Below are 24,739 nucleotides of genomic sequence, written 5' to 3' on the forward strand. Positions count from 1 at the left end.
GCAAGAAGCCGATCATCTCGCAGGAGCGGATGTATCAGATCGTGGTCGCCCCGGTGATCACGGAGAAGGCGACGCTGCTGAACGAGACCGGCCAGGTGACCTTCAAGGTGACTTCGGACGCGACGAAGCCCGAGATCAAGGCGGCGGTCGAGGGTCTGTTCGGGGTGAACGTCACGGCCGTGAACACGATCGTGGTGAAGGGCAAGTCCAAGCGGTTCCGCGGCCGTCCCGGCCAGCGCTCCGACTGGAAGAAGGCGATCGTCAGCCTGGCCGAGGGCCAGAGCATCGATCTGACGACGGGGCTCGCGTAAGTCATGGCGCTGAAGCAATTTAACCCGGTTACCCCCAGCCTCCGCGGGACTGTCCTCGTCGACAAGTCCGAGCTGTGGAAGGGCAAGCCGGTCAAGGGGCTGACCGAGGGCAAGAGCCACTCGGGTGGCCGTAACAACCACGGCCGCACCACGGTTCGCTTCCGGGGCGGTGGACACAAGCAGTCCTACCGCTATGTGGATTTCAAGCGGCGTACGAAGTTCAACATGCCGGCGACGGTTGAGCGGCTCGAGTACGACCCGAACCGCACGGCCTGGATTGCGCTGCTGAAGTACCAGGACGGCGAGCTGTCCTACATCATCGCGCCGCAGCGCCTGAAAGCCGGCGACACGGTGATCGCGGGCGACCGCGTGGACATCAAGCCCGGCAATGCTATGCCGCTGGCCTCCATTCCCGTGGGCACGATCGTGCACGCGCTGGAGATGAAGCCCGGAGCCGGCGCGAAGATCGCTCGGTCTGCTGGCACCTATTGCCAGCTGGTCGGCAAGGACGCTGGCTACGCCCAGGTGAAGCTGATGTCCGGCGAAGTGCGGCTGCTCCGCGCCGAGTGCCTGGCCTCGATCGGTGCGGTGTCCAACCCGGACAACTCCAACCAGCAGCTCGGCAAGGCCGGGCGCCGTCGCTGGATGGGCTTCCGTCCGCATAACCGCGGCGTCGTCATGAACCCGGTCGATCACCCGCATGGTGGTGGCGAGGGCCGGACCTCGGGCGGCCGTCACCCGGTCACGCCCTGGGGCAAGCCGACCAAGGGTTACAAGACCCGCACCAACAAGCGCACGGATCGTCTCATCGTCCGTCGCCGCACCGCGAAGAAGGGCTGATCGCCATGTCGCGCAGCGTATGGAAGGGGCCGTTCGTCGACGGCTACCTGCTCAACAAGGCGGAAGCCGCCCGTGCCTCCACGCGCAACGAGATCATCAAGATCTGGTCGCGCCGCAGCACGATCCTTCCGCAGTTCGTGGGCCTGACCTTCGGCGTCTATAACGGCAAGAAGTTCATTCCCGTCCAGGTGTCCGAGAACATGGTGGGCCACAAGTTCGGCGAGTTCTCGCCGACGCGGACCTTCACCGGCCACTCCTCGGACAAGAAGGCCAAGCGGGGCTGATCCGATGAGCAAGCCGAAGCATGAGCGCAGCCTCGCCGAGAGCGAGGCCCAGGCCGTCACCCGGAACATCCGGGTTTCGCCGCGCAAGCTGAACCTGGCCGCCGGCCTGATCCGCGGGCGCGCTGCGTCCGACGCGGTCGCCGTGCTGACCTTCAGCAAGCGTCGTATTTCCGACACGGTGAAGAAGACGCTCGAGAGCGCCATCGCCAACGCCGAGAACAACCACAGCCTCGATGTCGACAAGCTGGTGGTGGCGCGCGTTGAGGTGGGTCGTTCGATCGTCATGAAGCGCTTCCAGGCGCGTGGCCGCGGCAAGGCCGCCCGCGTCGAGAAGTGGTTCAGCCACCTGAAGATCGTCGTCGCCGAGCAGCAGCTGGCGCCGGTGGCCGAGGAGGCCGCGTAAGATGGGTCATAAAGTCAATCCGATCGGGCTTCGGCTCGGCATCAACCGCACCTGGGACAGCCGCTGGTACGCCGGCGACGCCGACTATGCCGGCCTGCTCCATGACGACCTGAAGCTGCGCACCAAGCTGCGTGAGCGGCTGAAGGGCGCCGGCGTGGCCAAGGTCGTGATCGAGCGCCCGGCCAAGAAGCCTCGCGTGACAATCCACGCCGCCCGCCCGGGTGTCGTGATCGGCAAGAAGGGCGCGGACATCGAGGTGCTGCGCAAGGACCTGGCGAAGATGGCCGGGGCCGAGGTCTCGCTGAACATCGTCGAGATCCGCAAGCCCGAGCTGGACGCCACCCTGGTGGCAGAGAGCATCGCGCAGCAGCTGGAGCGCCGGGTGGCCTTCCGCCGCGCCATGAAGCGCGCCGTGCAGTCCGCCATGCGCCTTGGCGCGGGCGGCATCCGCATCAACTGCGGTGGCCGTCTCGGCGGGGCCGAGATCGCGCGCATGGAGTGGTATCGCGAGGGCCGGGTGCCCCTGCACACGCTTCGCGCCGATATCGACTTCGGCGTGGCGACCGCGAAGACCACCTACGGCACCTGCGGTGTGAAGGTTTGGATCTTCAAGGGCGAAGTGATGGCGCATGACCCGATGGCGCAGGACAAGCGCGCCGCCGAGCAGGCCCCGCAGCGCTAAGCGACGGTTGAGGAACACGCAACATGTTGTCGCCGAAGCGCACGACGTATCGTAAGGCCCATAAGGGCCGCATCAAGGGCCTGGCCAAGGGTGGGTTCACTCTCTCCTTCGGCGGCTTTGGCCTGAAGGCGCTGGAGCCGGAGCGGGTGACCGCCCGGCAGATCGAGGCGGCCCGCCGCGCGATCACCCGCGCCATGAAGCGCCAGGGGCGCGTGTGGATCCGGATCTTCCCGGATGTACCCGTCTCGACAAAGCCTGCCGAGGTCCGTATGGGCTCCGGCAAGGGTGCCCCTGAGTACTGGGTGGTCCGGATCAAGCCGGGCCGCATTATGTTCGAGATCGACGGCGTGAGCCAGGAGACGGCCCGCGAGGCGCTGGCTCTCGGTGCGGCCAAGCTGCCGATCAAGACGAAGGTCGTGGCCCGCCTGGGCGCGGCGGAGGCCTGAAGGCGATGACGAAGATCGCGGATGTCCGCGGCAAGACCGCGGATGAGCTGAAGACCATGCTGCTCGACCTCCGGAAGGAGCAGTTCAACCTGCGCTTCCAGCGGGCGACCGGTCAGTTGGAGGCCGTGGGTCGTATTCGTGCTGTTCGGCGCGATATTGCTCGTGTTAAGACGGTGCTGGGCCAGCAGGCCCGCGCTTCCCAGAAGTCCTGAGAGAGGAGACCGCGGCATATGCCGAAGCGAGTCCTCACCGGGCGAGTGACGAGCGACAAGCAGGACAAGACCGTGACGGTCTTGGTCGAGCGTCGCATCATGCACCCGCTCTATAAGAAGTTCATCCGGCGCTCGAAGAAGTACGCCGCGCATGACGAGACGAACCTGTGCCGCGAGGGCGACACGGTGTCGATCGAGGAGTGCCGGCCCATTTCGAAGCGCAAGTCCTGGCTGGTTGTCCAGCGTAATGGTGAGACCGTCGCGCGTCCTGCCGCCTACGAGCTGCTCGAGAACATCGAGTTGCCCGAGGACAAGACGGCTGAGGTGACGGCGTGATCCAGGTTGAGTCCAATCTCGACGTCGCCGATAACTCCGGCGCCCGTCGCGTCCAGTGCATCAAAGTGCTGGGCGGCTCCAAGCGCAAGACCGCGTCCGTGGGCGACATCATCGTGGTGTCGGTCAAGGATGCCATCCCGCGCGCCAAGGTGAAGAAGGGCGAGGTGCATCGTGCCGTGATCGTGCGGACGGCCTATGCCGTGCGCCGTCAGGACGGCACCGCGATCCGGTTCGACAACAACGCGGCGGTTCTGATCAATAAGCAGAACGAGCCGATTGGGACCCGCATCTTCGGCCCGGTGGTGCGCGAGCTTCGCGCCCGCAAGTACATGAAGATCATCTCCCTGGCTCCGGAGGTGCTGTGATGGCTGCGAAGATCCGCAAGGGCGATCGCGTCCAAGTCCTCACCGGTAAGGACAAGGGCAAGCGCGGCGAGGTTCTCTCGGTCCTTCCAACCGAGAATCGCGCCGTGGTGCAGGGTGTAAATGTCGTTAAGCGCCACACCAAGGCGCAGGGCATGAACCAGCCCGGTGGCATCCAGGAGAAGGAGGCGTCGATCAACCTCTCGAACCTGGCTCTCATCGACCCGAAGAGCGACAAGCCGACCCGAGTCGGATTCCGCATCGAGGGTGACAAGAAGGTCCGGGTGGCGAAGGCCTCCGGCGAGGTGATCGCATGAGCGAGACCCAGGAGCAGGGGGCCGCGGCCAAGGGCGAGAACGTCGCCGCCGAGCAGCCGCGCCTGCAGCAGGAATACTTCGCGACCATCCGCAAGGCCCTGATGGACGAGTTCGGCTACAAGAACCCGATGGAGGTTCCGAAGCTGGAGAAGATCGTCATCAACATGGGTGTCGGCGAGGCCGCCGGGGACCAGAAGAAGCTGGACGCCGCCGTGGCCGAGCTGACCGTCATTGCCGGCCAGAAGCCGGTGAAGACGAAGGCGAAGAAGGCGATCGCGGGCTTCAAGATCCGCGAGGGCCAGGCGATCGGCACGAAGGTGACGCTGCGGCGCGCCCGGATGTACGAGTTCCTGGACCGCTTGGTCACTATCGCGCTGCCGCGCGTGCGCGACTTCCGTGGCGTTTCGGGCAAGGGCTTCGATGGACGTGGCAACTACGCCATGGGCCTGAAGGAGCAGATCATCTTCCCCGAGATCGCCTACGACAAAGTGGACGCGATCCGCGGTATGGACATCGTCTTCGTCACGACGGCGAAGACGGACAAGGAAGCGAAGGCCCTGCTCAAGGGCTTCCAGCTTCCCTTCGTCAACTGATCTTGGAAAACCACCGGCACGGCGCCCTGCGCCGGAGCCGGACAGGTTCCGGAGGATACTGATCGAATGGCCAAGACTTCGTCAGTCGAGAAGAATAAGCACCGCATTCATCTCTCGAAGGCCCATGCTGCGAAGCGTGCGGCCCTGAAGAAGGTGGTGATGGACCGCGAGCTGCCGGTTGAGGATCGCTTTGAGGCGACGATCAAGCTGGCGCAGCTGCCGCGCAATGGGGCGAAGATCCGCGTCCGCCTGCGCTGCGAGCTGACCGGCCGTCCACGCGGCAACTACCGCAAGTTCAAGCTCAGCCGGAACATGCTGCGGGAGCTTGCGTCGAGCGGGCAGATCCCCGGCCTGACCAAGGCCTCCTGGTAAGGGAGGGGAACACAGATGCAGCTTTCCGATCCGCTGGGTGACATGCTCACCCGCATCCGTAACGGCATGCGCGCGCGCCAGTCGCGCGTGGTGTCGCCCGCCTCTCGGCTGCGTTCGGACGTCCTCGACGTTCTGAAGCGCGAGGGCTACATCCGCGGCTACCGCGGCGAAGAGCTTCGTCCCGGCATCAAGGTGCTGGAGATCGAGCTCAAGTACGCTGAGGGTGAGCCCGCCATCAAGGAGATCACCCGCGTGTCCAAGCCGGGCCGCCGGGTCTACTCCAAGATCAAGGAGCTGCCGAAGTTCTACAACGGGCTTGGCATTTCCATCCTCTCCACGCCCCGTGGCGTGATGAGCGACCTCGAGGCCCGCGCTGCCAATGTTGGCGGCGAGGTTCTCTGCCGCGTGTTCTGACGGAGGGCAGGGAAGCATGTCTCGCGTAGGCAAGTATCCGGTGAAGGTGCCCTCCGGCGTCACCATCACCGTTCAGGACAACGTGATCGTGGCGAAGGGCAAGCTCGGCGAGCTGCGCCTGCCGCTGACCGACAAGGTCGACGTAACCGTCTCCGATGGTGAAGTTGCGGTGGCGCCGCGTGGCGATGATCGCGCCGCCCGCACGATGTGGGGCACGACGCGCTCTCTCATCAACGGGATGGTGGTCGGCGTGTCGACCGGCTTCACGAAGTCCATGGAGATCACCGGCACGGGTTACCGCGCGGCGGTGCAGGGGAAGGAGCTGGTGCTCAACCTCGGCTACAGCCACGAGATCCGTTACGCGATCCCCGAGGGCATCAAGATCACGACCGAGCGGCCCACGGCCATCAAGGTCGAGGGTTCCGACAAGCAGCGCGTCGGCCAGGTTGCGGCGGAGATCCGGGCGTATCGTGGTCCCGAGCCCTACAAGGGCAAGGGCATCAAGTACGACAACGAGACGATCCTCCGGAAGGAGGGTAAGAAGAAGTAATGTCGAACAAGCTCGCACTGACGCAGCGGCGCCGCTCGCGCACGCGCTACCAGATCAAGCTGAAGGGCGGCGGGCGCGTGCGCCTTTCCGTCCATCGCTCGGGCCGGCACATCTACGCTCAGGTGATCGACGACAAGGCGGGCCGTACGCTCGCTTCCGCGTCCACCCTGGAGAAGACCGTGCGCGAGGGTGCCCGCACTGGCGCCGATCTCGACGCGGCGGTGGCCATCGGCAAGCTGGTGGCTGAGCGCGCGCTCGCCGCTGGCGTGACCGAGGTGGTCTTCGACCGCGGTCCCTATCTCTATCATGGCCGGGTCAAGGCCCTGGCGGACGGCGCCCGTGAGGGCGGGCTGTCGTTCTGAGGAGCCGATAGAATGGCATACGCACCGCGTTCCAACGCGCCGCGTCCGGGTGGTGAGGGCGGCGGCGACGCCGACCGCCGCCGTGGCCGCGGCCGCCGCGACGACAACCGCGACAACCGTGGCGGCGATCGCGAGCAGGACGAGTTCAAGGACAAGCTCGTTACCATCAACCGCGTGGCCAAGGTGGTGAAGGGTGGCCGTCGCTTTTCCTTCGCCGCGCTGGTCGTTGTTGGCGATGAGAAGGGTCGGGTCGGCTGGGGCGCCGGCAAGGCGCGCGAGGTTCCCGAGGCGATCCGCAAGGCGACGGAGCGGGCCAAGCGCGGCCTGATCCGCGTGCCGATGCGCGAGGGCCGTACTCTGCATCACGACGTGATCGGCGAGTTCGGCGCCGGCCGTGTGCTCCTTCGTGCGGCTCCGGCCGGTACGGGGATCATCGCGGGTGGACCGATGCGCGCCGTGTTCGAGGTGCTGGGTATGGGCGACGTCGTCGCCAAGTGCACCGGCACCACGAACCCGCACAACATGGTCAAGGCGACCTTCGCCGGCCTGGCGCGCTGCACCTCCCCCCGGGCGGTTGCGGCTCGCCGCGGCAAGAAGGTGGCCGACCTGCTCCCCAACCCGCCCCGCGGCGGCACGGCGGAGACGACGGCGGAGGCCGCCCATGTCTGAGTCGACCAAGAAGACCGTGAAGGTGACCCAGATTGGGTCGCCTATTGGCCGCAAGCCGGGTCAGCGCGAGACGCTGATCGGGCTCGGCCTCAACAAGCTGCGCCGGTCGCGCGAGCTTGAGGATACCCCTGCCGTGCAGGGCATGATCCGCAAGGTCGCGCATCTGGTGAAGGTGGGCTGAACCGATGGTGAAGCTGAACGAACTGCGCGACAACTCGGGCGCTCGCCCGAAGTTCAAGCGCATCGGCCGGGGTATTGGCTCCGGCAAGGGCAAGACCGGTGGTCGCGGCGTCAAGGGCCAGAAGGCCCGCAGCGGCGTGTCCCTGAACGGTTTCGAGGGTGGTCAGCTTCCGCTGTACCGCCGTCTGCCGAAGCGCGGCTTCCACAACCTGTTCCGCAAGGAATACGCCGTTATCAATCTCGGCTCGCTGGACAAGGCGATCGAGGCCGGTGTGCTTCCCGCGGATGGGACGGTGGATGAGGCGGCGCTGGTGAAGGCTGGTCTGGTCCGCGTCGGCAAGAAGGACGGCGTTCGCCTCCTTGCCAAGGGCACGATCACCCGTGCGGTGACCATCTCGGTTGCTGGGGCTTCGGCGGCGGCCATTGCGGCGATCCAGGCCGCTGGTGGCAGCGTCACCGTGCGCGAGCCGGCGGTCGCCGAGGACGCGCCGGCGGCTTGATCGCCGTTGCTGCGACCTCTACCTGACTTGATGTAGTGTGCTGCGGCGCCGCGGGCTCTCCCCCGGCGCCGCAGTCGTGAGAAGAGGGGCGTTTCCATGGCTTCCGCCGCCGAGCAGCTCGCGGCCAATCTGAACCTCGGCGTGCTCTCGCGCGCGACCGAGCTGAAGAAGCGGCTCTGGTTCACCCTAGGTGCTCTGATCGTGTACCGCCTGGGTACCTACATCCCGGTGCCGGGTGTGGATGCGGCCGTCATGGCCGAGATCCTGAACCAGCACGGCGGCGGCATTCTGGGCATGTTCGACATGTTCACCGGCGGCGCGCTGGGGCGGATGACCGTCTTCGCCCTGAACATTATGCCCTACATCTCTGCGTCGATCATCGTGCAGCTGATGTCCGCGGCGATCCCGGCCTGGGAGGCCCTCAAGAAGGAGGGCGAGTCCGGCCGCAAGCGGCTGAACCAGTACACGCGTTACCTCACTGTCCTGATCGCTTTCTTCCAGGCCTATGGCATCGCTGTGGGGCTGGAAGGGATGCGCGGGAACTTCGGGGCAGCGGTGCTGGATCCAGGTCTGCTCTTCCGGGTCTCCTGCGTCACCACCCTCGTCGGCGGGACGATGTTCCTGATGTGGCTAGGTGAGCAGATCACTGCGCGGGGCGTGGGGAACGGCATTTCCCTCATCATCTTTGCAGGCATTGTGGCGAACCTGCCCCATGCGCTCGTCTCCACCCTCGAGCTGGGGCGCACCGGGGCCCTGTCGGCCTTCTTCATTATCTTCTTCCTGATCCTAGCCCTGGCCGTGATTGCCTTCGTGGTGTTCATCGAGCGGGCGCAGCGGAAGATCCCGGTGCAGTACCCCAAGCGCCAGGTCGGCCAGAGGATGTTCGGCGGCGACTCGACCCACCTGCCGTTGAAGCTGAACACCGCCGGCGTCATCCCGCCGATCTTCGCTTCCTCGCTGCTGCTTCTCCCTGCCACCTTTTCCGGTTTCGCCACCACCCAGGGCGAGGACACCTGGATTACCCGCATGGCCGCGCTCCTGGCGCACGGTCAGCCGCTCTACATGGCCCTCTATGTAGCCCTGATCATCTTCTTCGCCTTCTTCTACACGGCCGTGGTGTTCAACCCGGTAGAGACCGCAGACAACCTGAAGAAGTATGGTGGCTTCGTCCCGGGTATCCGCCCTGGCGCGGCGACGGCCGACTACTTCGATCGTGTGCTTACGCGGTTGACACTGGTCGGTGCTGTCTACCTTTGCATCGTCTGCCTGATCCCAGAATTCCTGATCAGTCAGTACGGCGTGCCCTTCTACTTCGGCGGCACCAGCCTACTCATCATTGTCTCGGTCACCATGGACACGGTGGCGCAGGTGCAGTCCCATCTCTTCGCGCACCAGTATGAGGGCCTGATTCGGAAGGCCCGCGTGGGTGGCCGGGGTGCCGGCCCCGCGCCCGTCACCCCGCGCGGAGGGAGCCCCCGCCGATGAACCTGATTCTTCTGGGCCCGCCGGGGGCGGGGAAGGGGACCCAGGCGAAGATGCTGCAGGACCGGCACGGGATCGCCCAGATCTCGACCGGTGACATGCTCCGCGCCGAGGTGAGGTCGGGTTCCGACATCGGCAACGAGGCAAAGGCGATCATGGAGCGGGGGGACCTTGTCCCGGACGCGATCATCACAGCCATGCTGGCGCTGCGCGTGCAGAAACCCGACTGCGTGCGCGGCTTCATCCTCGATGGCTTCCCGCGCACCGTGCCTCAGGCCGAAGCGCTGGACGTCATGCTCGAGGAAATGGGCTTAGCCTTGCACCATGTGATCGAGTTGAAGGTCGACGATGGAGCGCTGGTCGAGCGCATTGCCGGGCGGTTTACCTGCTCGTCCTGCGGAACCGGCTACCACGACCGCTTCAAGCCGATCCAGACCCCCGGCATTTGCGATGTGTGCGGCAGCCACGACTTTACGCGCAGGGCAGACGACAAGGCCGAGACTGTGGCCGCGCGCCTTGATGCCTACCACCGTCAAACGGCGCCGCTGCTCCCGTACTACTCGGCTCAGGGTAAGCTTCGCCATGTCGACGGCATGGCCGAGATGGCCACCGTATCATCCCAGATTGAGGCAATCCTCAATGGGGCATGACCTTCGCGCCGAGTTGGGCCTTGACTCCGGACGGGTGCGACCGTAAATCGCCCCTCTTCGCGGCGGGGTCCAACCCAGCCGCGTTTCCGCTTGCATAGATGTCTCATTGGCAGGTCGCCTTTGCGACAGGCCAGGATCACCTCGCCGGACGGCACCACCGACCGGCCCGAACGGAGCTCAAGGCTCCAGGAGAGCAACGTGGCGCGCATCGCCGGCGTGAACATCCCCGACAACAAGCGCGTGCATATCTCGCTGCGCTATATCTTCGGTATTGGCCCCAAGAATGCGGCCGATATCTGCGCGAAGCTCGGCATCCCCGAGGAGCGCCGCGTGAACCAGCTCTCCGAGGATGAGCTGCTCCGCCTCCGCTCCACGCTGGACAACGACTACCGCGTCGAGGGCGACCTCCGTCGTGAAGTCGCGATGAACATCAAGCGCCTGATGGACATGGCCTGCTACCGCGGCCTGCGTCATCGTCGCGGCCTGCCGGTGCGCGGTCAGCGCACGCACACGAACGCCCGCACCCGTAAGGGCAAGGCCGTGGCGATCGCCGGCAAGAAGAAGGTTACCAAGTAAGATGGCGCGTCAGCCGAACGCGGGCTCTCGTCCGCGCAAGAAGGAACGGAAGAACATCTCTTCCGGCGTGGCCCATGTGCTCGCCTCCTTTAACAACACGATCGTGACGATCACGGACAGCCAGGGCAACGCGATCGCCTGGTCGTCCTCGGGCTCCCAGGGCTTCAAGGGCAGCCGCAAGTCCACCCCCTACGCGGCCCAGGTGGCCGCGGAGGATGCGGGAAAGAAGGCGCGCGAGCACGGCATGGAGACGCTGGAGATCATGGTCTCCGGTCCCGGGTCGGGCCGCGAGAGCGCGCTGCGTGCGCTCCAGGCCGTCGGCTTCTACGTCACCGCCATCAAGGACGTGACGCCGATCCCGCATAATGGCTGCCGCCCCCGCAAGCGGCGCCGCGTCTAAGGGGGACATACCACCATGAGTGGCGCGATGGATCGCAACTGGCGTTCCCTGATCAAGCCCGAGCGTCTGGACGTGGAGGGGGGCAACGACCCCTCCCGCAACGCGACCATCGTCGCGGAGCCGCTGGAGCGCGGCTTCGGCATGACGCTCGGCAACGCCTTGCGCCGTATCCTGCTGTCCTCCCTCCAGGGTGCGGCGGTGACGGCGGTGCAGATCGAGGGCGCGCTGCACGAGTTCAGCAGCCTGCCCGGCGTGCGCGAGGACGTGACGGACATCGTCCTGAACATTAAGCGCCTGGCCATCCGTATGCAGGGCGAGGGCTCCAAGCGCCTTTCCTTGACCGCGACCGGCCCGGGCGAGGTAACCGCCGGCCAGATCCAGGTAAGCGGCGACATCGAGATCGCCAATCCGGAACTGGTGATTTGCACGCTGGACGACGGTGCAAAGCTGAACGCTGAGCTGACCGTTGCCACGGGCAAGGGCTATGTCCCGGCCTCCGAGAACCGCCCCGAGGACGCGCCGATCGGCCTGATCCCGGTGGATGCCATCTACTCCCCTGTGCGCCGCGTGGCCTATCGCGTGGAGCCGACCCGCGTCGGCCAGCGTACGGACTACGACAAGCTGGTTCTCACTGTGGAGACCGACGGCACGGTCACGCCGGATGATGCCGTGGCACTCGCCGCACGCATCCTGCAGGACCAGCTGCAGCTCTTCATCAACTTCGACGAGCCGCGCGAGGCGCGTGCCGCCGAGGTCGAGGACGACCTGCCGTTCAACCGCAACCTGCTCCGCAAGGTGGACGAGCTCGAGCTCTCTGTCCGCTCCGCGAACTGCCTGAAGAACGACAACATCGTCTATATCGGCGACCTCGTTCAGAAGTCCGAGCAGGAAATGCTGCGCACGCCGAACTTCGGGCGCAAGTCTCTGAACGAGATCAAGGAGGTCCTCACCTCCATGGGTCTGCAGCTCGGCATGAACGTCGCGGGCTGGCCGCCCGAGAACATCGAAGATCTGGCGCGGAAGGTGGACGAGCCGTTCTGACGGCCGTCCGGGAAAGGTAGAGACAATGCGTCACGGAATGGCAGGGCGGAAGCTCAACGTCACCTCCGCCCACCGGATCTCCATGTTCCGGAACATGGCGGCCAGCCTGCTCAAGCATGAGCAGATCACGACCACGCTGCCCAAGGCGAAGGAGTTGCGCCCGTATGTCGAGCGCATCATCACGCTCGGCAAGCGTGGCGACCTGCATGCCCGCCGTCAGGCGGCCGCGCAGATTCGCGATGAGGCGGTGGTCCGCAAGCTGTTCGACACGCTGGCGCCGCGTTACGCCGCGCGCACCGGCGGCTACACCCGCGTGCTTCGCGCCGGCATTCGCTACGGCGATGCCGCTCAGATGGCGGTGATCGAGCTGGTCGAGCGTGATGTGGCCGCCAAGGGTCTGGACAGCGGTCCGGTGGCCGAGGTGGCGGAGGAAGAGACGGCGGAGGCGTGAAAACGCTTCTCCGGAAGGTCTGGCAGAGGGCGGGTGGGCAACCACTCGCCCTTCTGCTTTTCTTGGGTCTGATCGCGGCGCCCGTCGCCGCGCAACCCGTGCGGGACCCGTCTCCGCTCACCCTCGCCGGTCGACCCGTGGCCGATTTGGCGGCACATCCTGACCTTTCGATCGGCTTCCGCTCCGTGAGCCGCGGGCGCCAGACCTATGTCCTGCGCCACCTTCGGGCCGCCGATCCTGGCGCGCTGCGGGTGGCCGAAAACCGCTACATCTTCGGCTGGACCTGCGACGGGTCCGACTGCTCCGAGGCGGGTCTCTTCCTGGGCTATGACAGCCGGACGGAGCGCTTTTACCTCCTCCTGTTGGACGAGGGCACGGCAAGCCTTACCGTTCCGACTCGCGGCGCCCCTTGGCCTGGCCCGCTCGCCGAGGCGGTGCTGGCAGTGAAGCCCGGCTTGCGGAACTTCCGCGCCGAATAGGGCAGGGGGCAACGCCCGTGTCGCGCCGCCGTTCCTGGGACGGATCGGGAAGGAACCTCTCCATGCTTCGCTGGGCGCTCGGCCTTGCCATCGTCTTCGCGCTGCTGGCTCTGCTGGCGCGCATCCTGCAATTCGGCTTCTCGCTGGCACTGCTGGTCGTCGCCGGTCTTGCCCTCGTCGCCGCGCTCGTAACTGGGCTGATGGGGCGCGCGACAGCCCGCAGCGGGCCGCCCGACACGACGCGCTGATCCGCTATTCCAGCCGGATGTTCGCATCCCTCACCAGCGCCGCCATCGTCGCGCGGGCCTCGCGGACATAGCGCGCGAAGGCCTCCGGCGAGGAGCCGACGGGCACCGCGACCAGCTGGTCCAGGCGTGCCTTCACCTCTGCATCGGCCAGTGCCGCGGTGGTCGCGGCATGGAGTCGCTCGGCGACTGTCATCGGCGTTCCGGCCGGCGCGAACAGGGCGCACCATTCGGCAATTGTCAGGCCGGGAACATCCGCTTCGGCGAAGGTCGGCAGATCCGGGCGGGAAGGCAGGCGTGCCTCGGTTGCCACGGCCAGCAGCCGTGCCCGGCCCGAATCGGCGATGGGGCCGGCCGAAAGCGCCGTGATGAATGTCGCGTCCAGCACGGCCGCGGCCAGGTCGCGCGCCGCGTCTGTCCCGCCGCGATAAGCGGCGTGCGTTACCTCGATCCCGGCCAGCCGCTGGAATTGCGCCAGCGCCAGATGCCCGGCCGTTGCATTGCCCTGGGTGCCGACGCTCAGCGCCCCCGGCCGCGCCTTCGCCTGTGCGACGAAGTCGGCGACGCTCCGCGCCGGGTTCCCTGCCTTTACGGCCAGCACCTGGGGAAAGGTGGCGGCCAGCGTCACCGGCAGGAAGGCGGTCGTGTAGTCGAAGGAAAGGCCACGGAGCAGGCTGGGGTTTACCAGATGCGAAGATGCGTCCCAGAGCAGCACATGCCCGTCCGGGGCTGCTTGCGCGACCGCCGCTCCGCCGTTGGATCCGCTACCGCCGGTGCGGTTCTCCACCACCACGCTGACGCCGAGCCGCTCGCCCAGTTTCGGCGCCAGCACCCGCGCCACGCTGTCCGCCGCGCCACCGGCGGCGAAGGCGACGACCAGCCGGATCGGCCGGCTCGGCCAAGCCGGCTGCGCCCGCAGCGCCGGGGCGGGCAGCGCCCCCGTTGCGCCCAGTCCTGCAGCGCCCAGGAGCATGCGGCGATGGAACATGCGGTGGCTTCCTTCTTGGTGCCTGGGACGTTGCAGGGATGGAGGCCATGGCCGCGCGTTGCGTCAACCCCCGCGCTTGCAGCGCACACGGTGCGCGCGCTTCATGCGTTCCCGAAGCCTGGCCCAACTCGGTGCCGCCAATCCAAGCCCCTTCCGGAGCATCCCATGCGCGTCACGGTCGTGCAGATGAATCCCGGCGCCGACAAGGCCGCCAATATCGCCCAGGCCAGCCGCCTGGCCGAGGGCGCCCTCGTGGCCGACCGGCCTGACGTTATCGCCCTGCCCGAGATCTGGACCTGCCTCGGCGGCGACCGCGCCACCAAGATGGCCGCCGCCGAGATGCTGCCCGAGCCCGGCAGCAACGCCCATGGCGGCGAGGCCTATGAGGCCCTGCGCGCCATGGCGGTGGCCAACCGAATCCATGTCCATGGCGGCAGTATCGGTGAGCGCGTGGGTGACCGCCTGCGCAACACCAGCCTCCTCTTCGGCCCCGATGGGCGGGAACTGGCGCGCTACAGCAAGATCCACCTCTTCGACATCACGGCACCCGACGGCACCGGCTACCGCGAGAGCTCCACCTATGACGGCGGCCAGGCCGTGGTTACCGCACGTGCCGGCGATACGCGCTGCGGCCTCGCCATCTGCTACGACGTGCGCTTCCCCGAGCTGTTCCTCTCCCTGCGCCAGGCCGGCGCAGAGCTGATCTTCCTGCCCGCCGCCTTCACACTTCAGACCGGCAAGGACCACTGGGAGGTGCTGATCCGGGCTCGGGCGATCGAGACTCAGTGCTGGTTCGCTGCTCCCGCAACCTGGGGCCAGCACATGGAGCCCAAGGGAGCGCGCCACACCTTCGGCCACTCTCTCATCTGCGATCCATGGGGCCATGTCGTCGCCAAGTGTTCGGACGGCACGGGCTGGGCCACGGCGCGGATCGACCATGAGGTTACTGCCCGCGTCCGCCGCGACATGCCCGTGCTGGAGCATCGCCGCCTGCCCTTCGCTGCCTGCGACAGCCTGCCGCAGAACCCCTCACAGCAGGACCGGGCCGCCGAATGACCGCGGCCCTCCTCGCCGGCGCGCCGGACCCGGACGCTGCCCGCGAATTGCCGGACGACCTGACCGGCCGGATCGCCTTCGTCGCGGCCGCGACCGAGGAGGCGGCGAGCGCCCGGGCTGGGCTGGTGAAACGCTACGGAGACCCGCCGGTCGAGGAGGCTGCCGTGGTCGTGGCCCTGGGTGGCGATGGTGCGATGCTGGAGACCCAGCACCGCTTCCTCGGCCAGAACCTTCCAATTTACGGGATGAACCGCGGCAGCGTCGGCTTCCTGATGAATCCCTACCGGGAGGAGGGACTGGCCGAGCGGCTGAGAGCCGCCCAGGCCGCCTCGCTCCAGCCGCTGCGAATGCGGACGACCGACGCGGCCGGGCAGGTGAAGGAGGCCCTTGCCATCAACGAGGTCTCGCTGCTGCGGGAGACGCGCCAGGCCGCCAAGATCCGCATCCTGGTGGACGGCAAGGTCCGGATGGCGGAACTGATCTGCGACGGCATCCTCATCGCCACTCCGGCGGGCAGCACCGCCTACAACCTCTCCGCCCATGGCCCGATCATCCCGCTCGGCACCAACCTGCTGGCAATGACTCCCATCTCCGCCTTCCGCCCGCGGCGCTGGCGCGGCGCGCTGCTACCGGGCAACGCCTCGGTGGCCTTCGAGATCCTGGAGGCGGACAAGCGCCCCGTTGCCGCGGTGGCCGACTACACCGAGGTGCGCGACATCCGGCGCGTCGAGATCTGCGAGGACAGCCGCGTGCGGCTGACCATGCTCTTCGATCCCGACCAGGGCCTGCCCGAGCGCATCCTGGCCGAGCAGTTCACGGTCTGAGTCAGGGGGTGAGAAAACCTTCCAGCGCCGCCAGCACCTCTTCCGGCGCCTCCTCGGCCAGGTAGTGGCCGCTGTTCACCGGCCCGCCGATGATCGGTCCATCCGCATAGTCCCGCCAGACCTTCATCGGCTCGTACCACTGCCCGATCTTGCCCTTGGCGCCCCAAAGGACGAGCAGCGGGCAGCGCACCCTCACGCCCTCGGTGCGGGAGGCGCGGTCATGCTCCAGGTCGATGCCGGTGGCGGCGCGGTAATCCTCGCAGATGGACTCCACCGTGCCGTCCAGGCGCAGCGCCGCCAGGTAGTCGGCCTGCGCCTCCGGGTGGAAGAAGCCGTCATCCTTCGGCTCGCGCGAGGTGTGCAGGCGAAACCAGTCCTCCACATCGCGGCGGATCATGCGCTCAGGGATGGGATGCTTCTGGGCCAGGAAGAACCAGTGATAATAGCCCATGGCGAAGTCCATGTCGGTCCGCTCGAAGTGCGTGAGCGTGGGCACGATATCCATGACGCAGAGCCGCTCGATGCGCGCGGCGTGGTCCAGCACCAGCCGATGCGCCACCCGCGCGCCGCGATCATGGCTCACCACGCCGAAGCGCTCGAAGCCCAGGCCGGTCATGAGCGCGGCCATGTCGGCCGCCATCTCCTGCTTGGCGAAGGCGGCACTGCCGGGCGCGACTGGCGGCTTGCTGCTGTACCCGTAGCCGCGCAGGTCCGGGAGGATCACCGTAAAGCGCCGCGCCAGCACCGGCGCCACCTTGTGCCACATGCAATGCGTCTGCGGATTGCCGTGCAGCAGCAGCACCGGTGGGCCGCTTCCGCCGCGCCTGTACCGCAGCGACACCCCATTCGCCTCCTGCGTATGGAGCGTGAAGCCCTCGAACAACATGGCGACTCCTCGGATCTAGCCGCCCGCATCCTGCGCCGGGATACGGTTCGCGTCAGCCCGCGGCCGTTTCCCCAAGCTGCGATCCGTGCCATCCCGTCGGCCAACACCCGCGCTCGGCGCGGCCACGAACGGGAAGGGAGGTCCCCATCATGATCACGCGCCGCCACGCGACCCTGCTGCTGGGCGCCCTGCCTGGCCTCGCCATTTCGGCCGCGCGCGCCCAGGCGCCCTGGATGCCCGGCCGCCCCGTTGTGCTGGTTGTGCCCTATCCCGCCGGCGGGCCGACGGACGTGCTGGCGCGGCTCGTGGCTGCGGAGATGGCCAAGGACCTTGGCTCTCCGGTGGTGGTCGAAAATGTCGCGGGGGGCGGCGGTTCCATTGGTTCCCGCCGAGTGGCGACGGGGCCGGGGGACGGCACGCTGGTCATGCTCGCCTCCAACCAGACCCACGCGACCAACATCTCCCTTCTGCCCGATGGCGGCGGCTATGACCCGGTGCGGGATTTCGCACCGCTGGCCGGGCTGGCCGACCTGCAACACATCCTGGTGGTGCGGCCGGACGTGCCCGCGGCCAGCGTGGCCGAGCTGCTTGCCCTTCTGCGCGCGCAGCCCGGCAGGATCACCTGCGCCTCCACCGGCCAGGGCTCTGCTTCCCACCTCACCCTTGAACTGTTCCGCGCCAAGACTGGGACGGACATGGTGCATGTGCCCTATCGCGGCTCCTCGCCCATGCTGAACGACCTGCTGGGCGGGCATGTGCAGGCGAGCTTCGCCACCGCGCCAACGGTGCTGTCCCAGGTTCAATCCGGGCGGCTGCGCGCCCTGGCGGTCGCCTCTCCCAACCGCTCGCCTCATCTGCCGGAACTGCCCACCCTGGCGCAGGCCGGAGTGGAGGGGGTGGAGGCGGATGCCTGGTTCGGCCTCTTTGCCCCCGCTGCCGTGCCCGCCCCGGCCCTGGCCCGGCTGCGGGAACTCGCCCTGGCCGCGATGGCGCGCGAGCCCGTGCGCGCCCGCACCACCGAGGTGGGCATGACCGTCAATGTCCGGAACGCCGACGCGATGGGTGCCTTCCTGCGGGAGGACATCGCGCGCTGGGCCGAGGTGATCCGCGTGGCGAACGTCAAGCCGGAGTAGTCATGCGAGTCCTCGTCACCGGCGCCGCCGGCTTCCTCGGCGGGCAGTTGGCGGCCATGCTGGCGGAGGACTCGCGCGTGTCCGCGGTGACCGGCCTGGATCGGACCACGCCGCCTCTGGGCGCGGCTCACCGGGCGATCACGGCCGACATCGCTCGCCTGCCCGAACTGGCGCCCGAAGCCGACGTACTGGTCCACGCTGCCGCCATTACCAGTCAGGCAAGTGAGGCCGATCCCGATCTGGCCTTCCAGATCAATGTGGAGGGGATGCGCGCTGTCCTGCGCTGGGCCCGCGCGCAGCCAACCCCGCCGCGCGTCGTGTTCCTCTCCAGCGTTGCCGTCTTCGGGCGCGGCGACCCGGTCACCACCGAGGATACGCCGCCCGACCCCCGCTCGACCTATGGCACCACCAAGCTGATTGCTGAGCGGCTGCTGCTCGATGCCACTCGTCGGCGCGAGGCGAACGGCGTGGTGCTGCGCCTACCCGTCACGGTCGTTCGCACAGCGGCCCGCACCGCCCCGCCGGGCGCGGGCTTCGTCTCCGACCTGATCGATTCGGCGCTGCGCGGGCGCGCCTTCACTGCTCCTCTGGCGCCCGGGCACGCAATTCCCGTGGCCTCGGCGGAGGCGGTGCTGGGCCTGGCACTGCGCGCTGCCCTGTGCCCGGTACCGGCATCGGTCCTGCACGTGCCATCCCTGGCCGGATCGGCGGACGCGGCTCGCGCCGCCCTTGAAGCCTGCGGCATCGCTGCGCCCTATCTCACCTGCGCGTCGGACCCGGCGGTTGAACGACTCGTGGCCGGCTGGCCAACGCGGCTGGGCACGGTGCATCCGGCTTTCTCGGACGAGCTGGTAGATGTGGGACTGAACGGCATCATCCGCGCCCATGCCAGGCGGACCGGGACAACTTTGGCCGTAGAGATGCTGCCCAAGTAGCGTAGATGGCCGCACAGGCCATTGTGCGCTGCGCCCGAGCCTGCCAGCGGGGCCGAAAACAAGGAGAAGACCCCGGGGAGCCTCAGGCTCCCCGGTGGAGAGGCCCATCGCAGGCGAGGCCTCCGCTGGGCAGAGATGCCGGCCGCCTAGGCCGGCCGTCGTAGGCCCTACTTCTTGCCCTTCGTGCGCGCCTTGCGCGCCGCGTAGCGACGATCACGCTCGAGCTTCGCCTCGATCAACTCCTGCTTCGCCCGCTCGGCAGCCTCGGCGGCCTGGCGGGCCAGCTCGGCTTGGCGGGCCTCTTCCTCAGCGATCAGCCGCAGGCGCTCGGCCTCCTGGCGGGCCTTCTCCTCTTCCTTGAGACGCCGGCGCTCGGCCTCACGAATCTCACGGGCCTCGATAATGCGCCGGCGCTCTTCCTGGCGGGCCAGGACCTCGGGGTCGTCGGCGGGCGGCCGTGACTTGAAGCGCTCGAGCAGCGCCTTCTTCGCTTCGAGGGAGTTCTTGCTGCGGTCGTTGAAATCAGTGCCCTTGAGGGTTCGCATCGTCGCTCTCTGCTGTGGTCTTCGCCGGGGGGCGGCCATTCGTCGGGCCCGGCGCGGGCCGCGTCGCGGGATGGCCGTCAGGTGGCATCGCGCGCGCGAAAAAGAAAGCCCGGAAAGCCTGGCCTGAAGCCTGGACCTTCCGGGCAAGTGCATACAGGGAGGCTTCACGTCCCGACTGAAACAGGGAGACGCGGGGATCCGGGGACCCCGTCCGGACCAAATTGCCGAACAAACGAAGCCTAGGCCCGCCTTCTCCCTGCCGGACGCGTCAAGAACGGCCATCCGCCATGCGGCATCGGCATGACGCGGCGCAGCAACCCTTAGACGGCGGCGAGCTCGGCTACCAGGAAGTCCCGGAAGACCGCCACACGCTTCGAGTTCCGCATCTCTTCCGGATAAACGAAGAACGCTTCGATCTTGGGCGTCTTCAGCTCCGGCAGCACCGGTACCAACTCGGCCAGGTCCTCGCCCATATAGTCCGGCAGGGCCGCGATACCGAGGCCGGAGCGCACCGCGCGCAGCATGGCCGGCAGCGAGTTCACCTCAACGGCCGCCCGACGGGGCGACCCTGCACGCCGCCCAGCCTCAACCAGCCAATTAATGTCCTCCACGGGCGGGTGGTAGTCGCCGTAGATGATGAGGCGGTGTGCATCCAGGTCCTCCGCCCGTTGCGGGATGCCCGCCCCGCGCAGGTAGTCGGATGACCCCACGACCTTCCAGCCGAAGGTGGCGATATGGCGCTGGATCAGGTCAGGCTGCCGGGGCGGGTGCATGCGGATTGCCAGGTCGGCCTCCCGCATCGCCAGGTCCAGCTCCGTGTCGTCCAGCAGCAGCGTGACGGTCACATCCGGATGCAGCTTCAGAAACTTCTCAAGCCTTGGCGCCAGCCAAGTGGAGCCGAAGCCGGTGGTGGTGGTCACCTTCAGCCGGCCGGCGGCACGCTCGCGGCTCTCGGTCAGCAATGCCTCAGTCATGGCCAGCTTGGCGAAGACCTCGCGCACCGTCTTGTTCAGCGTCTCGCCCTGCTCCGTCAGAATCAAGCCGCGTGCGTGGCGGTGGAAGAGCGGGACCGCCAGGCTCTCCTCCAGCGCCTGGATCTGGCGGGAGACCGCGGACTGGCTGAGGTTCAGCGTGTCGCCGGCATGGGTGAAGGACCCGGCCTCGGCCACCGCATGGAAGACGCGGAGCTTGTCCCAATCGAGCGGCATCAGCCGTCCACCGCGTCATAGGCGGCGACCGCCGGGGCATCGTCCGGGATGTGGGCCAGCCACTTCTCGGCATCCAGCGCCGCCATGCAGCCGCTGCCTGCCGCGGTCACCGCCTGGCGATAGATGCGGTCCTGCACATCGCCCGCGGCAAAGACGCCGGGGATGCTGGTGCGGGCCGAGCCAGGCTCGGTGACGATGTAGCCATCGGCGTCGGTCTCGAGCTGGCCGCGGAACAGGGCGGTGGCCGGATCATGCCCAATGGCGACGAACATGCCGTGCACGGGCAGCTCGTAGCTGCCGCCGCCCTCCAGGCTGCGCAGCTTCAGGGCCCGCAGCGCCGGGAACTTGTCCTCGGTCGCCAGCGCCTCCTCCACCACCGTGTTCCATATCACGGAGACCTTCGGGTGGTTGAACAGCCGCTCCTGCATGATCCGCTCGGCCCGCAGGCTGTCGCGGCGATGGATCAGCGTCACCTTGCTGGCCAGCCCGGCCAGGTACAGCGCCTCCTCGACCGCGGAATTGCCGCCGCCGATTACGGCGACCTCCCGGCCGCGGAAGAAGAAGCCGTCACAGGTCGCGCAGGCGGAGACGCCGAAGCCGGACAGCTCCTTCTCTCCGGGGATGCCGAGCCAGCGCGCCTGGGCGCCGGTGGCGATCACCATGGAGGAGGACTCGTAGGTGTCCCCGGAGTCGCCGACCGCGCGGAGCGGCCGTGCCCCGAGGTCGACCGAGGTGATGACGTCCCCGACGATGCGCGTGCCGACATGCTCCGCCTGGGCGCGCATCTGGTCCATGAGCCATGGCCCCTGCACCGCGGCGGCGAAGCCGGGGTAGTTCTCGACATCGGTGGTGATGGTCAGCTGCCCGCCGGGCTGCAGCCCTGCGACGAGAATGGGTTCCAGCCCGGCCCGCGCCGCATAGATGGCGGCGGTGTAGCCGGCCGGCCCGGCCCCGAGGATTAGCAGTCGCGTGCGGTGGGTCTCGGCCACGTCCATGTCCTGAGTGGGATGCAGAGTCGTCGCCGCACCATATCGGTGCAGCGCACGCGTTGCACCACCCCTTACAGGCCCTCCATCCGGCTCAGGGCCTTGCGGGCTTGAAGGCGGGGCCCCTCACAGGGGATAGTCAGCCGCCCCGAAGCGTCCCGCCCGAACGGCCCGAGAGAAGAACCGCCCTTGAAAGACCTCGGCAAAGAGTTCGGGCCCGGCGCCCTGGATGCGACGGACCGCGACATCCTGCGGGAGCTGCAGGCCGATGGCCGCATGACCAACGTGGCACTTGCCGCCCGCGTCGGCCTCTCCGCGCCCCCCTGCCTGCGCCGAGTTAGGCGGCTGGAGGAGTCGGGCGTGATCCGCGGCTATCACGCCGATGTCGAGCCCGCTGCCCTGGGATGGGAGATCACCTTCTTCGCTGTGGTCGGGCTGGAGAGCCAGAAGCTGCCTGTCCTAGAAGCGTTCGAGGCCATGGTGCGGGAATGGCCGGAGGTGCGCGAGTGCCACATGATCCGCGGCGGCGGCGACTTCCTGCTGCGCCTTGTGGCCCGCAATCCCGCGCATGAGAACGAGCTGACCAACCGGCTGACCGGCGCACCGACCGTCATGCTGGTGCGCACGTTGCAGACAATCCGGACGTCCAAGGACGAAGCAGGTGTTCCTGTCGGGGGGTGAGGTAGGCCTATGGTAATCCGCGCGCCTAGCCCCCCGCCCAGATCCCTCGGCCGGCGGCCCGCGCCTGAGACTCGCTTTCCCTGAGCGCCGGTGCCGCATCCGCGCTGGCGCGGCCACCGCCGTTGAACAGCACGAGGTCGGAGAGGTCGCGCCCCTCCAGATTGCAACGGTGCGCGCCGTCGGACACGGCCTCGCAAACCACCTCCCGCCCGCCGAGATAGAGGGCGAACTGGCGGGCGAACTCGCCGCGCATGCCGATGACGCCGGTCAGCTGAATGGCACGGTTGCCGATGCGAAGCGTCGCCGTGTCCACCACGCTCGCCACACCGCGGAGCGGCGGGGCGCGGCTCGGTTCAACAGGGCGGGCCGGGGTGCTGGCGGCCATCGGGGCCTCGGTGGTCTTGGCGCGGTCGGCGTTGCGGACGAAATCCTGCCAGATTCGCGCGGGCAGGGCCCCGCCGGTCACGTTCCGCATCGGCGAGTTGTCGTCATTTCCCACCCAGACGCCGACGACGACATCGGCCGTCATGCCGATGAACCAAGCGTCGCGGCTGTCCTGGGTCGTGCCGGTCTTCCCGGCCACGGGGCGATCGAGGCGGGCCGCAGAGCCCGTACCGGTCCGCACCACCGAGAGAAGCAGGTCCATCAGCTCCTCATGAGCATTGGGGGAGAGGATGGGTGTGCCGCCCGGGATGGTGTCGGGGCGGCGGAACAGGGCGCGGTCCCGGGCGCGCACGTCCCGGATGATGTACGGCTCGACCGCACGGTTGTTGGCGGCGGCGGCGAAGGCGGCGGTCATCTCCAGCAGGGTCGCCTCACCGGCGCCGAGCGACACCGCCGGTGCATTGGGCATTTCCGAGCGAAGTCCCATGCGGCGGGCCGTATCCAGCACTCGCTCCCGGCCGACCTGGGTGTAGAGCTGCACGGCGACCGTGTTCACAGACTGGGCGAAGGCGTCGCGGAGCGACATGGCGCCGCGGAATCGGTCGCCGTAATTGCCGGGTTCCCAGTCACCGATGCGAACAGGGCGGTCCACCACCTGGCTGTTGGCGGTGAGGCCCGATTCGAGGGCGGCGGCATAGGTGAATAGCTTGAACAGCGACCCTGGCTGGCGACGCGCCTGGGTGATGCGGTTGAACTGGCTGGCCTCGTAATCCCGCCCGCCCACGGCGGCCAGCACGGCGCCATCATGCGTCATGGCCAGAAGCGCGGCCTGGCCAGCGTTCACGCGGCGGCCCTCGCCATCCAGCCAGCCCGAGACGACGCGCTCCGCAAGGTCCTGCAGGGCGGGGTCGAGGGTTGTGCGGACGGAGAGGTCCACCGGCAAGGGGCCGATAAGGCGGCGGGCCTCGGCCTCGGCCCAGTCGGCGAAGTAGCCGCGGCCAGCCGTCATCTCCGGCGGGGCACGCAAGGTCGGCGGTGCGGCGCGCGCGGTGGCGGCCTGCTCCGGGGTGATCCGGCCGGTCTCCTGCATAACGGCCAGGACCAGCTCGGCCCGGCGCCGCGCGCCCTCGGGGTTGCGGGTAGGGGCGAGGTTGGAGGGCGCGCGAACCAGCCCGGCAAGCATCGCCGCCTCCGCCACCGTCATCTCCGCCGCACCCTTGCCGAAGTAGCGGCGGGCAGCGGCATCGGCGCCCCAGGCACCGGCGCCGAAATAGGCGGCGTTGAGGTAGCGGGCGAGGATCTCCTCCTTGCTCAGCCGGCTCTCCAGCCAGAAAGCCAGCACCGCCTCCTGAACCTTGCGGGTGAGGGAGCGGTCTTGGGACAGGTACATCAGTCGGGCGAGCTGCTGGGTGATGGTACTAGCACCCTGGCGGGCGCGGCCGGCCTGCAGGTTGAGGAGGCTGGCGCGGAGCAAGCCGCGCAGGTCCACTCCGCCATGGTCGAGGAAGCGTCTGTCCTCTATAGCAATGATCGCATCCATCAGCGACTTGGGGATGGCATCCGCCGCGATCGGGTCGCCCCGCAGTACGCCGCGGGCCGTGAAGGCGGCGCCATCCCGCGCTTCCAAGATGAGGGAGGCCGGGGTTGCGTCGGGCGACATCCCGCCGCCGACAGGAATGCGCAGCATCGCCCAGGCCACAAATCCGAGCACGGCCAGTCCGGCCAGGGAAAGGGCGAGCAGGATGCGGGTGGGGCGGAACAGGGCGCGGAGAACGCGGGCTACGCGAGCCCGCGTGGCCGGCCGGGGCCGGGCAGCCGGAGCAGGACCTGTCGGAAGGGCAGAATGCTGGGCCGAGAGCCCCTGCTCAACGCCATTCGGGCCGAAGGGCGGGCGGCCTGCACCGTCGGCCGCGCTCATGGCCGTGCGGGCCGCTGTCGTCGAACGGCGTGCATCCG

General features: G+C 68.0%; 37 protein-coding genes. 31 read left to right on the plus strand and 6 right to left on the minus strand.

The features are described 5' to 3' along the window. Positions 1–14 precede the first annotated feature (14 nt). The 26 genes from ACVBD7_RS02685 (at position 15) to ACVBD7_RS02810 (ending at position 13,160) form a co-directional block, all read left to right on the plus strand. Positions 15–311 (plus strand): 50S ribosomal protein L23, encoded by a 297-nt coding sequence (locus ACVBD7_RS02685; protein ID WP_458097620.1) that lies wholly within the window; start codon positions 15–17, stop codon positions 309–311. 3 nt (positions 312–314) lie between these two features. Further along, positions 315–1,151: a 50S ribosomal protein L2 gene (rplB, locus tag ACVBD7_RS02690; RefSeq protein ID WP_458095979.1), complete on the plus strand. Its 837-nt coding sequence runs from the start codon at positions 315–317 to the stop codon at positions 1,149–1,151. 5 nt (positions 1,152–1,156) lie between these two features. Beyond that, positions 1,157–1,435 carry a 30S ribosomal protein S19 gene (gene rpsS, locus ACVBD7_RS02695; RefSeq protein ID WP_007004406.1) on the plus strand — a complete coding sequence of 93 codons (279 nt, stop codon included), beginning with the start codon at positions 1,157–1,159 and terminating at the stop codon, positions 1,433–1,435. A 4-nt stretch (positions 1,436–1,439) separates the two neighbouring features. Next, positions 1,440–1,838, plus strand: a complete 399-nt coding sequence (gene rplV / locus ACVBD7_RS02700) for a 50S ribosomal protein L22 (RefSeq protein ID WP_458095980.1) — start codon at positions 1,440–1,442, stop codon at positions 1,836–1,838. Between the two features lies 1 nt (position 1,839). Then, the gene (gene rpsC / locus ACVBD7_RS02705; protein WP_458095981.1) at positions 1,840–2,520 is read left to right on the plus strand and encodes a 30S ribosomal protein S3; all 681 of its coding nucleotides are present in this window, start codon (positions 1,840–1,842) and stop codon (positions 2,518–2,520) included. Between the two features lie 23 nt (positions 2,521–2,543). After that, complete coding sequence (gene rplP / locus ACVBD7_RS02710; RefSeq protein ID WP_458095982.1) at positions 2,544–2,966, plus strand: 50S ribosomal protein L16; 423 nt, start codon at positions 2,544–2,546, stop codon at positions 2,964–2,966. 5 nt (positions 2,967–2,971) lie between these two features. Beyond that, complete coding sequence (gene rpmC, locus ACVBD7_RS02715; protein WP_263966713.1) at positions 2,972–3,178, plus strand: 50S ribosomal protein L29; 207 nt, start codon at positions 2,972–2,974, stop codon at positions 3,176–3,178. An 18-nt stretch (positions 3,179–3,196) separates the two neighbouring features. Next, positions 3,197–3,514: a 30S ribosomal protein S17 gene (gene rpsQ / locus ACVBD7_RS02720; RefSeq protein ID WP_458095983.1), complete on the plus strand. Its 318-nt coding sequence runs from the start codon at positions 3,197–3,199 to the stop codon at positions 3,512–3,514. Then, positions 3,511–3,879 carry a 50S ribosomal protein L14 gene (gene rplN, locus ACVBD7_RS02725; RefSeq protein ID WP_073130847.1) on the plus strand — a complete coding sequence of 123 codons (369 nt, stop codon included), beginning with the start codon at positions 3,511–3,513 and terminating at the stop codon, positions 3,877–3,879. Before rpsQ ends, rplN begins: the two co-directional genes overlap by 4 nt. After that, positions 3,879–4,193 (plus strand): 50S ribosomal protein L24, encoded by a 315-nt coding sequence (gene rplX / locus ACVBD7_RS02730; protein WP_458095984.1) that lies wholly within the window; start codon positions 3,879–3,881, stop codon positions 4,191–4,193. The genes rplN and rplX overlap by 1 nt, the downstream gene beginning before the upstream one ends. After that, on the plus strand, positions 4,190–4,786 hold the full coding sequence (gene rplE, locus ACVBD7_RS02735; protein WP_458095985.1) for a 50S ribosomal protein L5: 597 nt from the start codon (positions 4,190–4,192) through the stop codon (positions 4,784–4,786). The genes rplX and rplE overlap by 4 nt, the downstream gene beginning before the upstream one ends. A gap of 66 nt (positions 4,787–4,852) precedes the next feature. Further along, complete coding sequence (gene rpsN / locus ACVBD7_RS02740; protein ID WP_458095986.1) at positions 4,853–5,158, plus strand: 30S ribosomal protein S14; 306 nt, start codon at positions 4,853–4,855, stop codon at positions 5,156–5,158. Positions 5,159–5,173: 15 nt separating this feature from the next. Next, positions 5,174–5,572 carry a 30S ribosomal protein S8 gene (rpsH, locus tag ACVBD7_RS02745; protein WP_458095987.1) on the plus strand — a complete coding sequence of 133 codons (399 nt, stop codon included), beginning with the start codon at positions 5,174–5,176 and terminating at the stop codon, positions 5,570–5,572. Positions 5,573–5,588: 16 nt separating this feature from the next. After that, positions 5,589–6,122, plus strand: coding sequence for a 50S ribosomal protein L6 (gene rplF, locus ACVBD7_RS02750; protein WP_458095988.1), 534 nt, complete (start codon positions 5,589–5,591; stop codon positions 6,120–6,122). Beyond that, a complete protein-coding gene (gene rplR / locus ACVBD7_RS02755) occupies positions 6,122–6,484 on the plus strand; it encodes a 50S ribosomal protein L18 (protein ID WP_458095989.1) in 363 nt (120 codons plus the stop codon). Before rplF ends, rplR begins: the two co-directional genes overlap by 1 nt. A gap of 12 nt (positions 6,485–6,496) precedes the next feature. Beyond that, positions 6,497–7,153 carry a 30S ribosomal protein S5 gene (gene rpsE, locus ACVBD7_RS02760; protein WP_458095990.1) on the plus strand — a complete coding sequence of 219 codons (657 nt, stop codon included), beginning with the start codon at positions 6,497–6,499 and terminating at the stop codon, positions 7,151–7,153. After that, the gene (rpmD, locus tag ACVBD7_RS02765; protein WP_458095991.1) at positions 7,146–7,334 is read left to right on the plus strand and encodes a 50S ribosomal protein L30; all 189 of its coding nucleotides are present in this window, start codon (positions 7,146–7,148) and stop codon (positions 7,332–7,334) included. The genes rpsE and rpmD overlap by 8 nt, the downstream gene beginning before the upstream one ends. Positions 7,335–7,341: 7 nt before the next feature. Next, positions 7,342–7,833, plus strand: a complete 492-nt coding sequence (gene rplO, locus ACVBD7_RS02770) for a 50S ribosomal protein L15 (protein ID WP_458097621.1) — start codon at positions 7,342–7,344, stop codon at positions 7,831–7,833. Positions 7,834–7,929: 96 nt separating this feature from the next. Next, complete coding sequence (gene secY / locus ACVBD7_RS02775) at positions 7,930–9,318, plus strand: preprotein translocase subunit SecY (protein ID WP_458095992.1); 1,389 nt, start codon at positions 7,930–7,932, stop codon at positions 9,316–9,318. Next, a complete protein-coding gene (locus ACVBD7_RS02780) occupies positions 9,315–9,965 on the plus strand; it encodes an adenylate kinase (RefSeq protein ID WP_458095993.1) in 651 nt (216 codons plus the stop codon). Before secY ends, ACVBD7_RS02780 begins: the two co-directional genes overlap by 4 nt. 198 nt (positions 9,966–10,163) lie before the next feature. Next, on the plus strand, positions 10,164–10,541 hold the full coding sequence (gene rpsM, locus ACVBD7_RS02785) for a 30S ribosomal protein S13 (RefSeq protein ID WP_458095994.1): 378 nt from the start codon (positions 10,164–10,166) through the stop codon (positions 10,539–10,541). A gap of 1 nt (position 10,542) precedes the next feature. Beyond that, positions 10,543–10,941: a 30S ribosomal protein S11 gene (rpsK, locus tag ACVBD7_RS02790; RefSeq protein ID WP_043835425.1), complete on the plus strand. Its 399-nt coding sequence runs from the start codon at positions 10,543–10,545 to the stop codon at positions 10,939–10,941. Positions 10,942–10,956: 15 nt separating this feature from the next. Continuing rightward, complete coding sequence (locus ACVBD7_RS02795; RefSeq protein ID WP_458095995.1) at positions 10,957–11,982, plus strand: DNA-directed RNA polymerase subunit alpha; 1,026 nt, start codon at positions 10,957–10,959, stop codon at positions 11,980–11,982. A 25-nt stretch (positions 11,983–12,007) separates the two neighbouring features. Next, positions 12,008–12,433 (plus strand): 50S ribosomal protein L17, encoded by a 426-nt coding sequence (gene rplQ / locus ACVBD7_RS02800; RefSeq protein WP_458095996.1) that lies wholly within the window; start codon positions 12,008–12,010, stop codon positions 12,431–12,433. After that, positions 12,430–12,912, plus strand: a complete 483-nt coding sequence (locus ACVBD7_RS02805; protein WP_458095997.1) for a hypothetical protein — start codon at positions 12,430–12,432, stop codon at positions 12,910–12,912. Before rplQ ends, ACVBD7_RS02805 begins: the two co-directional genes overlap by 4 nt. A gap of 62 nt (positions 12,913–12,974) precedes the next feature. Further along, positions 12,975–13,160 carry a hypothetical protein gene (locus ACVBD7_RS02810; protein WP_458095998.1) on the plus strand — a complete coding sequence of 62 codons (186 nt, stop codon included), beginning with the start codon at positions 12,975–12,977 and terminating at the stop codon, positions 13,158–13,160. Between the two features lie 4 nt (positions 13,161–13,164). On the opposite strand, the gene ACVBD7_RS02815 is transcribed toward ACVBD7_RS02810, so the two are convergent. Further along, entirely contained in the window at positions 13,165–14,145 is a 981-nt protein-coding gene (locus tag ACVBD7_RS02815; RefSeq protein WP_458095999.1) for a Bug family tripartite tricarboxylate transporter substrate binding protein, read from the minus strand. A 165-nt stretch (positions 14,146–14,310) separates the two neighbouring features. On the opposite strand from ACVBD7_RS02815, the gene ACVBD7_RS02820 reads away from it, so the two are divergent. Together ACVBD7_RS02820 and ACVBD7_RS02825 are read left to right on the plus strand one after the other, a co-directional pair. Next, a complete protein-coding gene (locus ACVBD7_RS02820; protein ID WP_458096000.1) occupies positions 14,311–15,201 on the plus strand; it encodes a carbon-nitrogen hydrolase family protein in 891 nt (296 codons plus the stop codon). After that, a complete protein-coding gene (locus tag ACVBD7_RS02825; protein ID WP_458096001.1) occupies positions 15,198–16,025 on the plus strand; it encodes an NAD kinase in 828 nt (275 codons plus the stop codon). Before ACVBD7_RS02820 ends, ACVBD7_RS02825 begins: the two co-directional genes overlap by 4 nt. Before the next feature lies 1 nt (position 16,026). Here ACVBD7_RS02825 and ACVBD7_RS02830 read toward each other — a convergent pair whose 3' ends face one another. Continuing rightward, entirely contained in the window at positions 16,027–16,911 is an 885-nt protein-coding gene (locus ACVBD7_RS02830) for an alpha/beta fold hydrolase (protein ID WP_458096002.1), read from the minus strand. A 149-nt stretch (positions 16,912–17,060) separates the two neighbouring features. On the opposite strand from ACVBD7_RS02830, the gene ACVBD7_RS02835 reads away from it, so the two are divergent. Both ACVBD7_RS02835 and ACVBD7_RS02840 read left to right on the plus strand, forming a co-directional pair. Continuing rightward, a complete protein-coding gene (locus ACVBD7_RS02835; RefSeq protein WP_458096003.1) occupies positions 17,061–18,044 on the plus strand; it encodes a Bug family tripartite tricarboxylate transporter substrate binding protein in 984 nt (327 codons plus the stop codon). Between the two features lie 2 nt (positions 18,045–18,046). After that, on the plus strand, positions 18,047–18,979 hold the full coding sequence (locus ACVBD7_RS02840) for an NAD-dependent epimerase/dehydratase family protein (protein ID WP_458096004.1): 933 nt from the start codon (positions 18,047–18,049) through the stop codon (positions 18,977–18,979). Positions 18,980–19,146: 167 nt separating this feature from the next. Here ACVBD7_RS02840 and ACVBD7_RS02845 read toward each other — a convergent pair whose 3' ends face one another. The 3 genes from ACVBD7_RS02845 to trxB all read right to left on the minus strand — a co-directional run bounded on the left by ACVBD7_RS02845 (position 19,147) and on the right by trxB (position 21,721). Further along, the gene (locus ACVBD7_RS02845) at positions 19,147–19,524 is read right to left on the minus strand and encodes a DUF6481 family protein (RefSeq protein ID WP_458096005.1); all 378 of its coding nucleotides are present in this window, start codon (positions 19,522–19,524) and stop codon (positions 19,147–19,149) included. 320 nt (positions 19,525–19,844) lie between these two features. Next, positions 19,845–20,732 carry a LysR family transcriptional regulator gene (locus ACVBD7_RS02850; RefSeq protein WP_458096006.1) on the minus strand — a complete coding sequence of 296 codons (888 nt, stop codon included), beginning with the start codon at positions 20,730–20,732 and terminating at the stop codon, positions 19,845–19,847. Further along, positions 20,732–21,721 carry a thioredoxin-disulfide reductase gene (gene trxB, locus ACVBD7_RS02855; RefSeq protein WP_458096007.1) on the minus strand — a complete coding sequence of 330 codons (990 nt, stop codon included), beginning with the start codon at positions 21,719–21,721 and terminating at the stop codon, positions 20,732–20,734. Before trxB ends, ACVBD7_RS02850 begins: the two co-directional genes overlap by 1 nt. Before the next feature lie 186 nt (positions 21,722–21,907). Between trxB and ACVBD7_RS02860 the strand changes: the two genes are divergently transcribed. Continuing rightward, positions 21,908–22,399 (plus strand): Lrp/AsnC family transcriptional regulator, encoded by a 492-nt coding sequence (locus ACVBD7_RS02860; RefSeq protein ID WP_458096008.1) that lies wholly within the window; start codon positions 21,908–21,910, stop codon positions 22,397–22,399. A gap of 25 nt (positions 22,400–22,424) precedes the next feature. Here ACVBD7_RS02860 and ACVBD7_RS02865 read toward each other — a convergent pair whose 3' ends face one another. Next, positions 22,425–24,701, minus strand: coding sequence for a PBP1A family penicillin-binding protein (locus ACVBD7_RS02865; RefSeq protein ID WP_458096009.1), 2,277 nt, complete (start codon positions 24,699–24,701; stop codon positions 22,425–22,427). Between the last annotated feature and the right edge of the window lie 38 nt (positions 24,702–24,739).

It is taken from the genome of Roseomonas sp. WA12 (assembly GCF_054165765.1).

Bases quoted from the DNA above. Each gene is read 5' to 3' on its own strand.
- rplB (WP_458095979.1), top strand. From the start codon at position 315: ATGGCGCTGAAGCAATTTAACCCGGTTACCCCCAGCCTCCGCGGGACT.
- rpsS (WP_007004406.1), top strand. From the start codon at position 1,157: ATGTCGCGCAGCGTATGGAAGGGGCCGTTCGTCGACGGCTACCTGCTC.
- rplV (WP_458095980.1), top strand. From the start codon at position 1,440: ATGAGCAAGCCGAAGCATGAGCGCAGCCTCGCCGAGAGCGAGGCCCAG.
- rpsC (WP_458095981.1), top strand. From the start codon at position 1,840: ATGGGTCATAAAGTCAATCCGATCGGGCTTCGGCTCGGCATCAACCGC.
- rplP (WP_458095982.1), top strand. From the start codon at position 2,544: ATGTTGTCGCCGAAGCGCACGACGTATCGTAAGGCCCATAAGGGCCGC.
- rpmC (WP_263966713.1), top strand. From the start codon at position 2,972: ATGACGAAGATCGCGGATGTCCGCGGCAAGACCGCGGATGAGCTGAAG.
- rpsQ (WP_458095983.1), top strand. From the start codon at position 3,197: ATGCCGAAGCGAGTCCTCACCGGGCGAGTGACGAGCGACAAGCAGGAC.
- rplX (WP_458095984.1), top strand. From the start codon at position 3,879: ATGGCTGCGAAGATCCGCAAGGGCGATCGCGTCCAAGTCCTCACCGGT.
- rplE (WP_458095985.1), top strand. From the start codon at position 4,190: ATGAGCGAGACCCAGGAGCAGGGGGCCGCGGCCAAGGGCGAGAACGTC.
- rpsN (WP_458095986.1), top strand. From the start codon at position 4,853: ATGGCCAAGACTTCGTCAGTCGAGAAGAATAAGCACCGCATTCATCTC.
- rpsH (WP_458095987.1), top strand. From the start codon at position 5,174: ATGCAGCTTTCCGATCCGCTGGGTGACATGCTCACCCGCATCCGTAAC.
- rplF (WP_458095988.1), top strand. From the start codon at position 5,589: ATGTCTCGCGTAGGCAAGTATCCGGTGAAGGTGCCCTCCGGCGTCACC.
- rplR (WP_458095989.1), top strand. From the start codon at position 6,122: ATGTCGAACAAGCTCGCACTGACGCAGCGGCGCCGCTCGCGCACGCGC.
- rpsE (WP_458095990.1), top strand. From the start codon at position 6,497: ATGGCATACGCACCGCGTTCCAACGCGCCGCGTCCGGGTGGTGAGGGC.
- rpmD (WP_458095991.1), top strand. From the start codon at position 7,146: ATGTCTGAGTCGACCAAGAAGACCGTGAAGGTGACCCAGATTGGGTCG.
- secY (WP_458095992.1), top strand. From the start codon at position 7,930: ATGGCTTCCGCCGCCGAGCAGCTCGCGGCCAATCTGAACCTCGGCGTG.
- ACVBD7_RS02780 (WP_458095993.1), top strand. From the start codon at position 9,315: ATGAACCTGATTCTTCTGGGCCCGCCGGGGGCGGGGAAGGGGACCCAG.
- rpsK (WP_043835425.1), top strand. From the start codon at position 10,543: ATGGCGCGTCAGCCGAACGCGGGCTCTCGTCCGCGCAAGAAGGAACGG.
- ACVBD7_RS02795 (WP_458095995.1), top strand. From the start codon at position 10,957: ATGAGTGGCGCGATGGATCGCAACTGGCGTTCCCTGATCAAGCCCGAG.
- rplQ (WP_458095996.1), top strand. From the start codon at position 12,008: ATGCGTCACGGAATGGCAGGGCGGAAGCTCAACGTCACCTCCGCCCAC.
- ACVBD7_RS02810 (WP_458095998.1), top strand. From the start codon at position 12,975: ATGCTTCGCTGGGCGCTCGGCCTTGCCATCGTCTTCGCGCTGCTGGCT.
- ACVBD7_RS02815 (WP_458095999.1), bottom strand. From the start codon at position 14,145: ATGTTCCATCGCCGCATGCTCCTGGGCGCTGCAGGACTGGGCGCAACG.
- ACVBD7_RS02820 (WP_458096000.1), top strand. From the start codon at position 14,311: ATGCGCGTCACGGTCGTGCAGATGAATCCCGGCGCCGACAAGGCCGCC.
- ACVBD7_RS02825 (WP_458096001.1), top strand. From the start codon at position 15,198: ATGACCGCGGCCCTCCTCGCCGGCGCGCCGGACCCGGACGCTGCCCGC.
- ACVBD7_RS02830 (WP_458096002.1), bottom strand. From the start codon at position 16,911: ATGTTGTTCGAGGGCTTCACGCTCCATACGCAGGAGGCGAATGGGGTG.
- ACVBD7_RS02835 (WP_458096003.1), top strand. From the start codon at position 17,061: ATGATCACGCGCCGCCACGCGACCCTGCTGCTGGGCGCCCTGCCTGGC.
- ACVBD7_RS02840 (WP_458096004.1), top strand. From the start codon at position 18,047: ATGCGAGTCCTCGTCACCGGCGCCGCCGGCTTCCTCGGCGGGCAGTTG.
- ACVBD7_RS02845 (WP_458096005.1), bottom strand. From the start codon at position 19,524: ATGCGAACCCTCAAGGGCACTGATTTCAACGACCGCAGCAAGAACTCC.
- ACVBD7_RS02850 (WP_458096006.1), bottom strand. From the start codon at position 20,732: ATGCCGCTCGATTGGGACAAGCTCCGCGTCTTCCATGCGGTGGCCGAG.
- ACVBD7_RS02865 (WP_458096009.1), bottom strand. From the start codon at position 24,701: ATGAGCGCGGCCGACGGTGCAGGCCGCCCGCCCTTCGGCCCGAATGGC.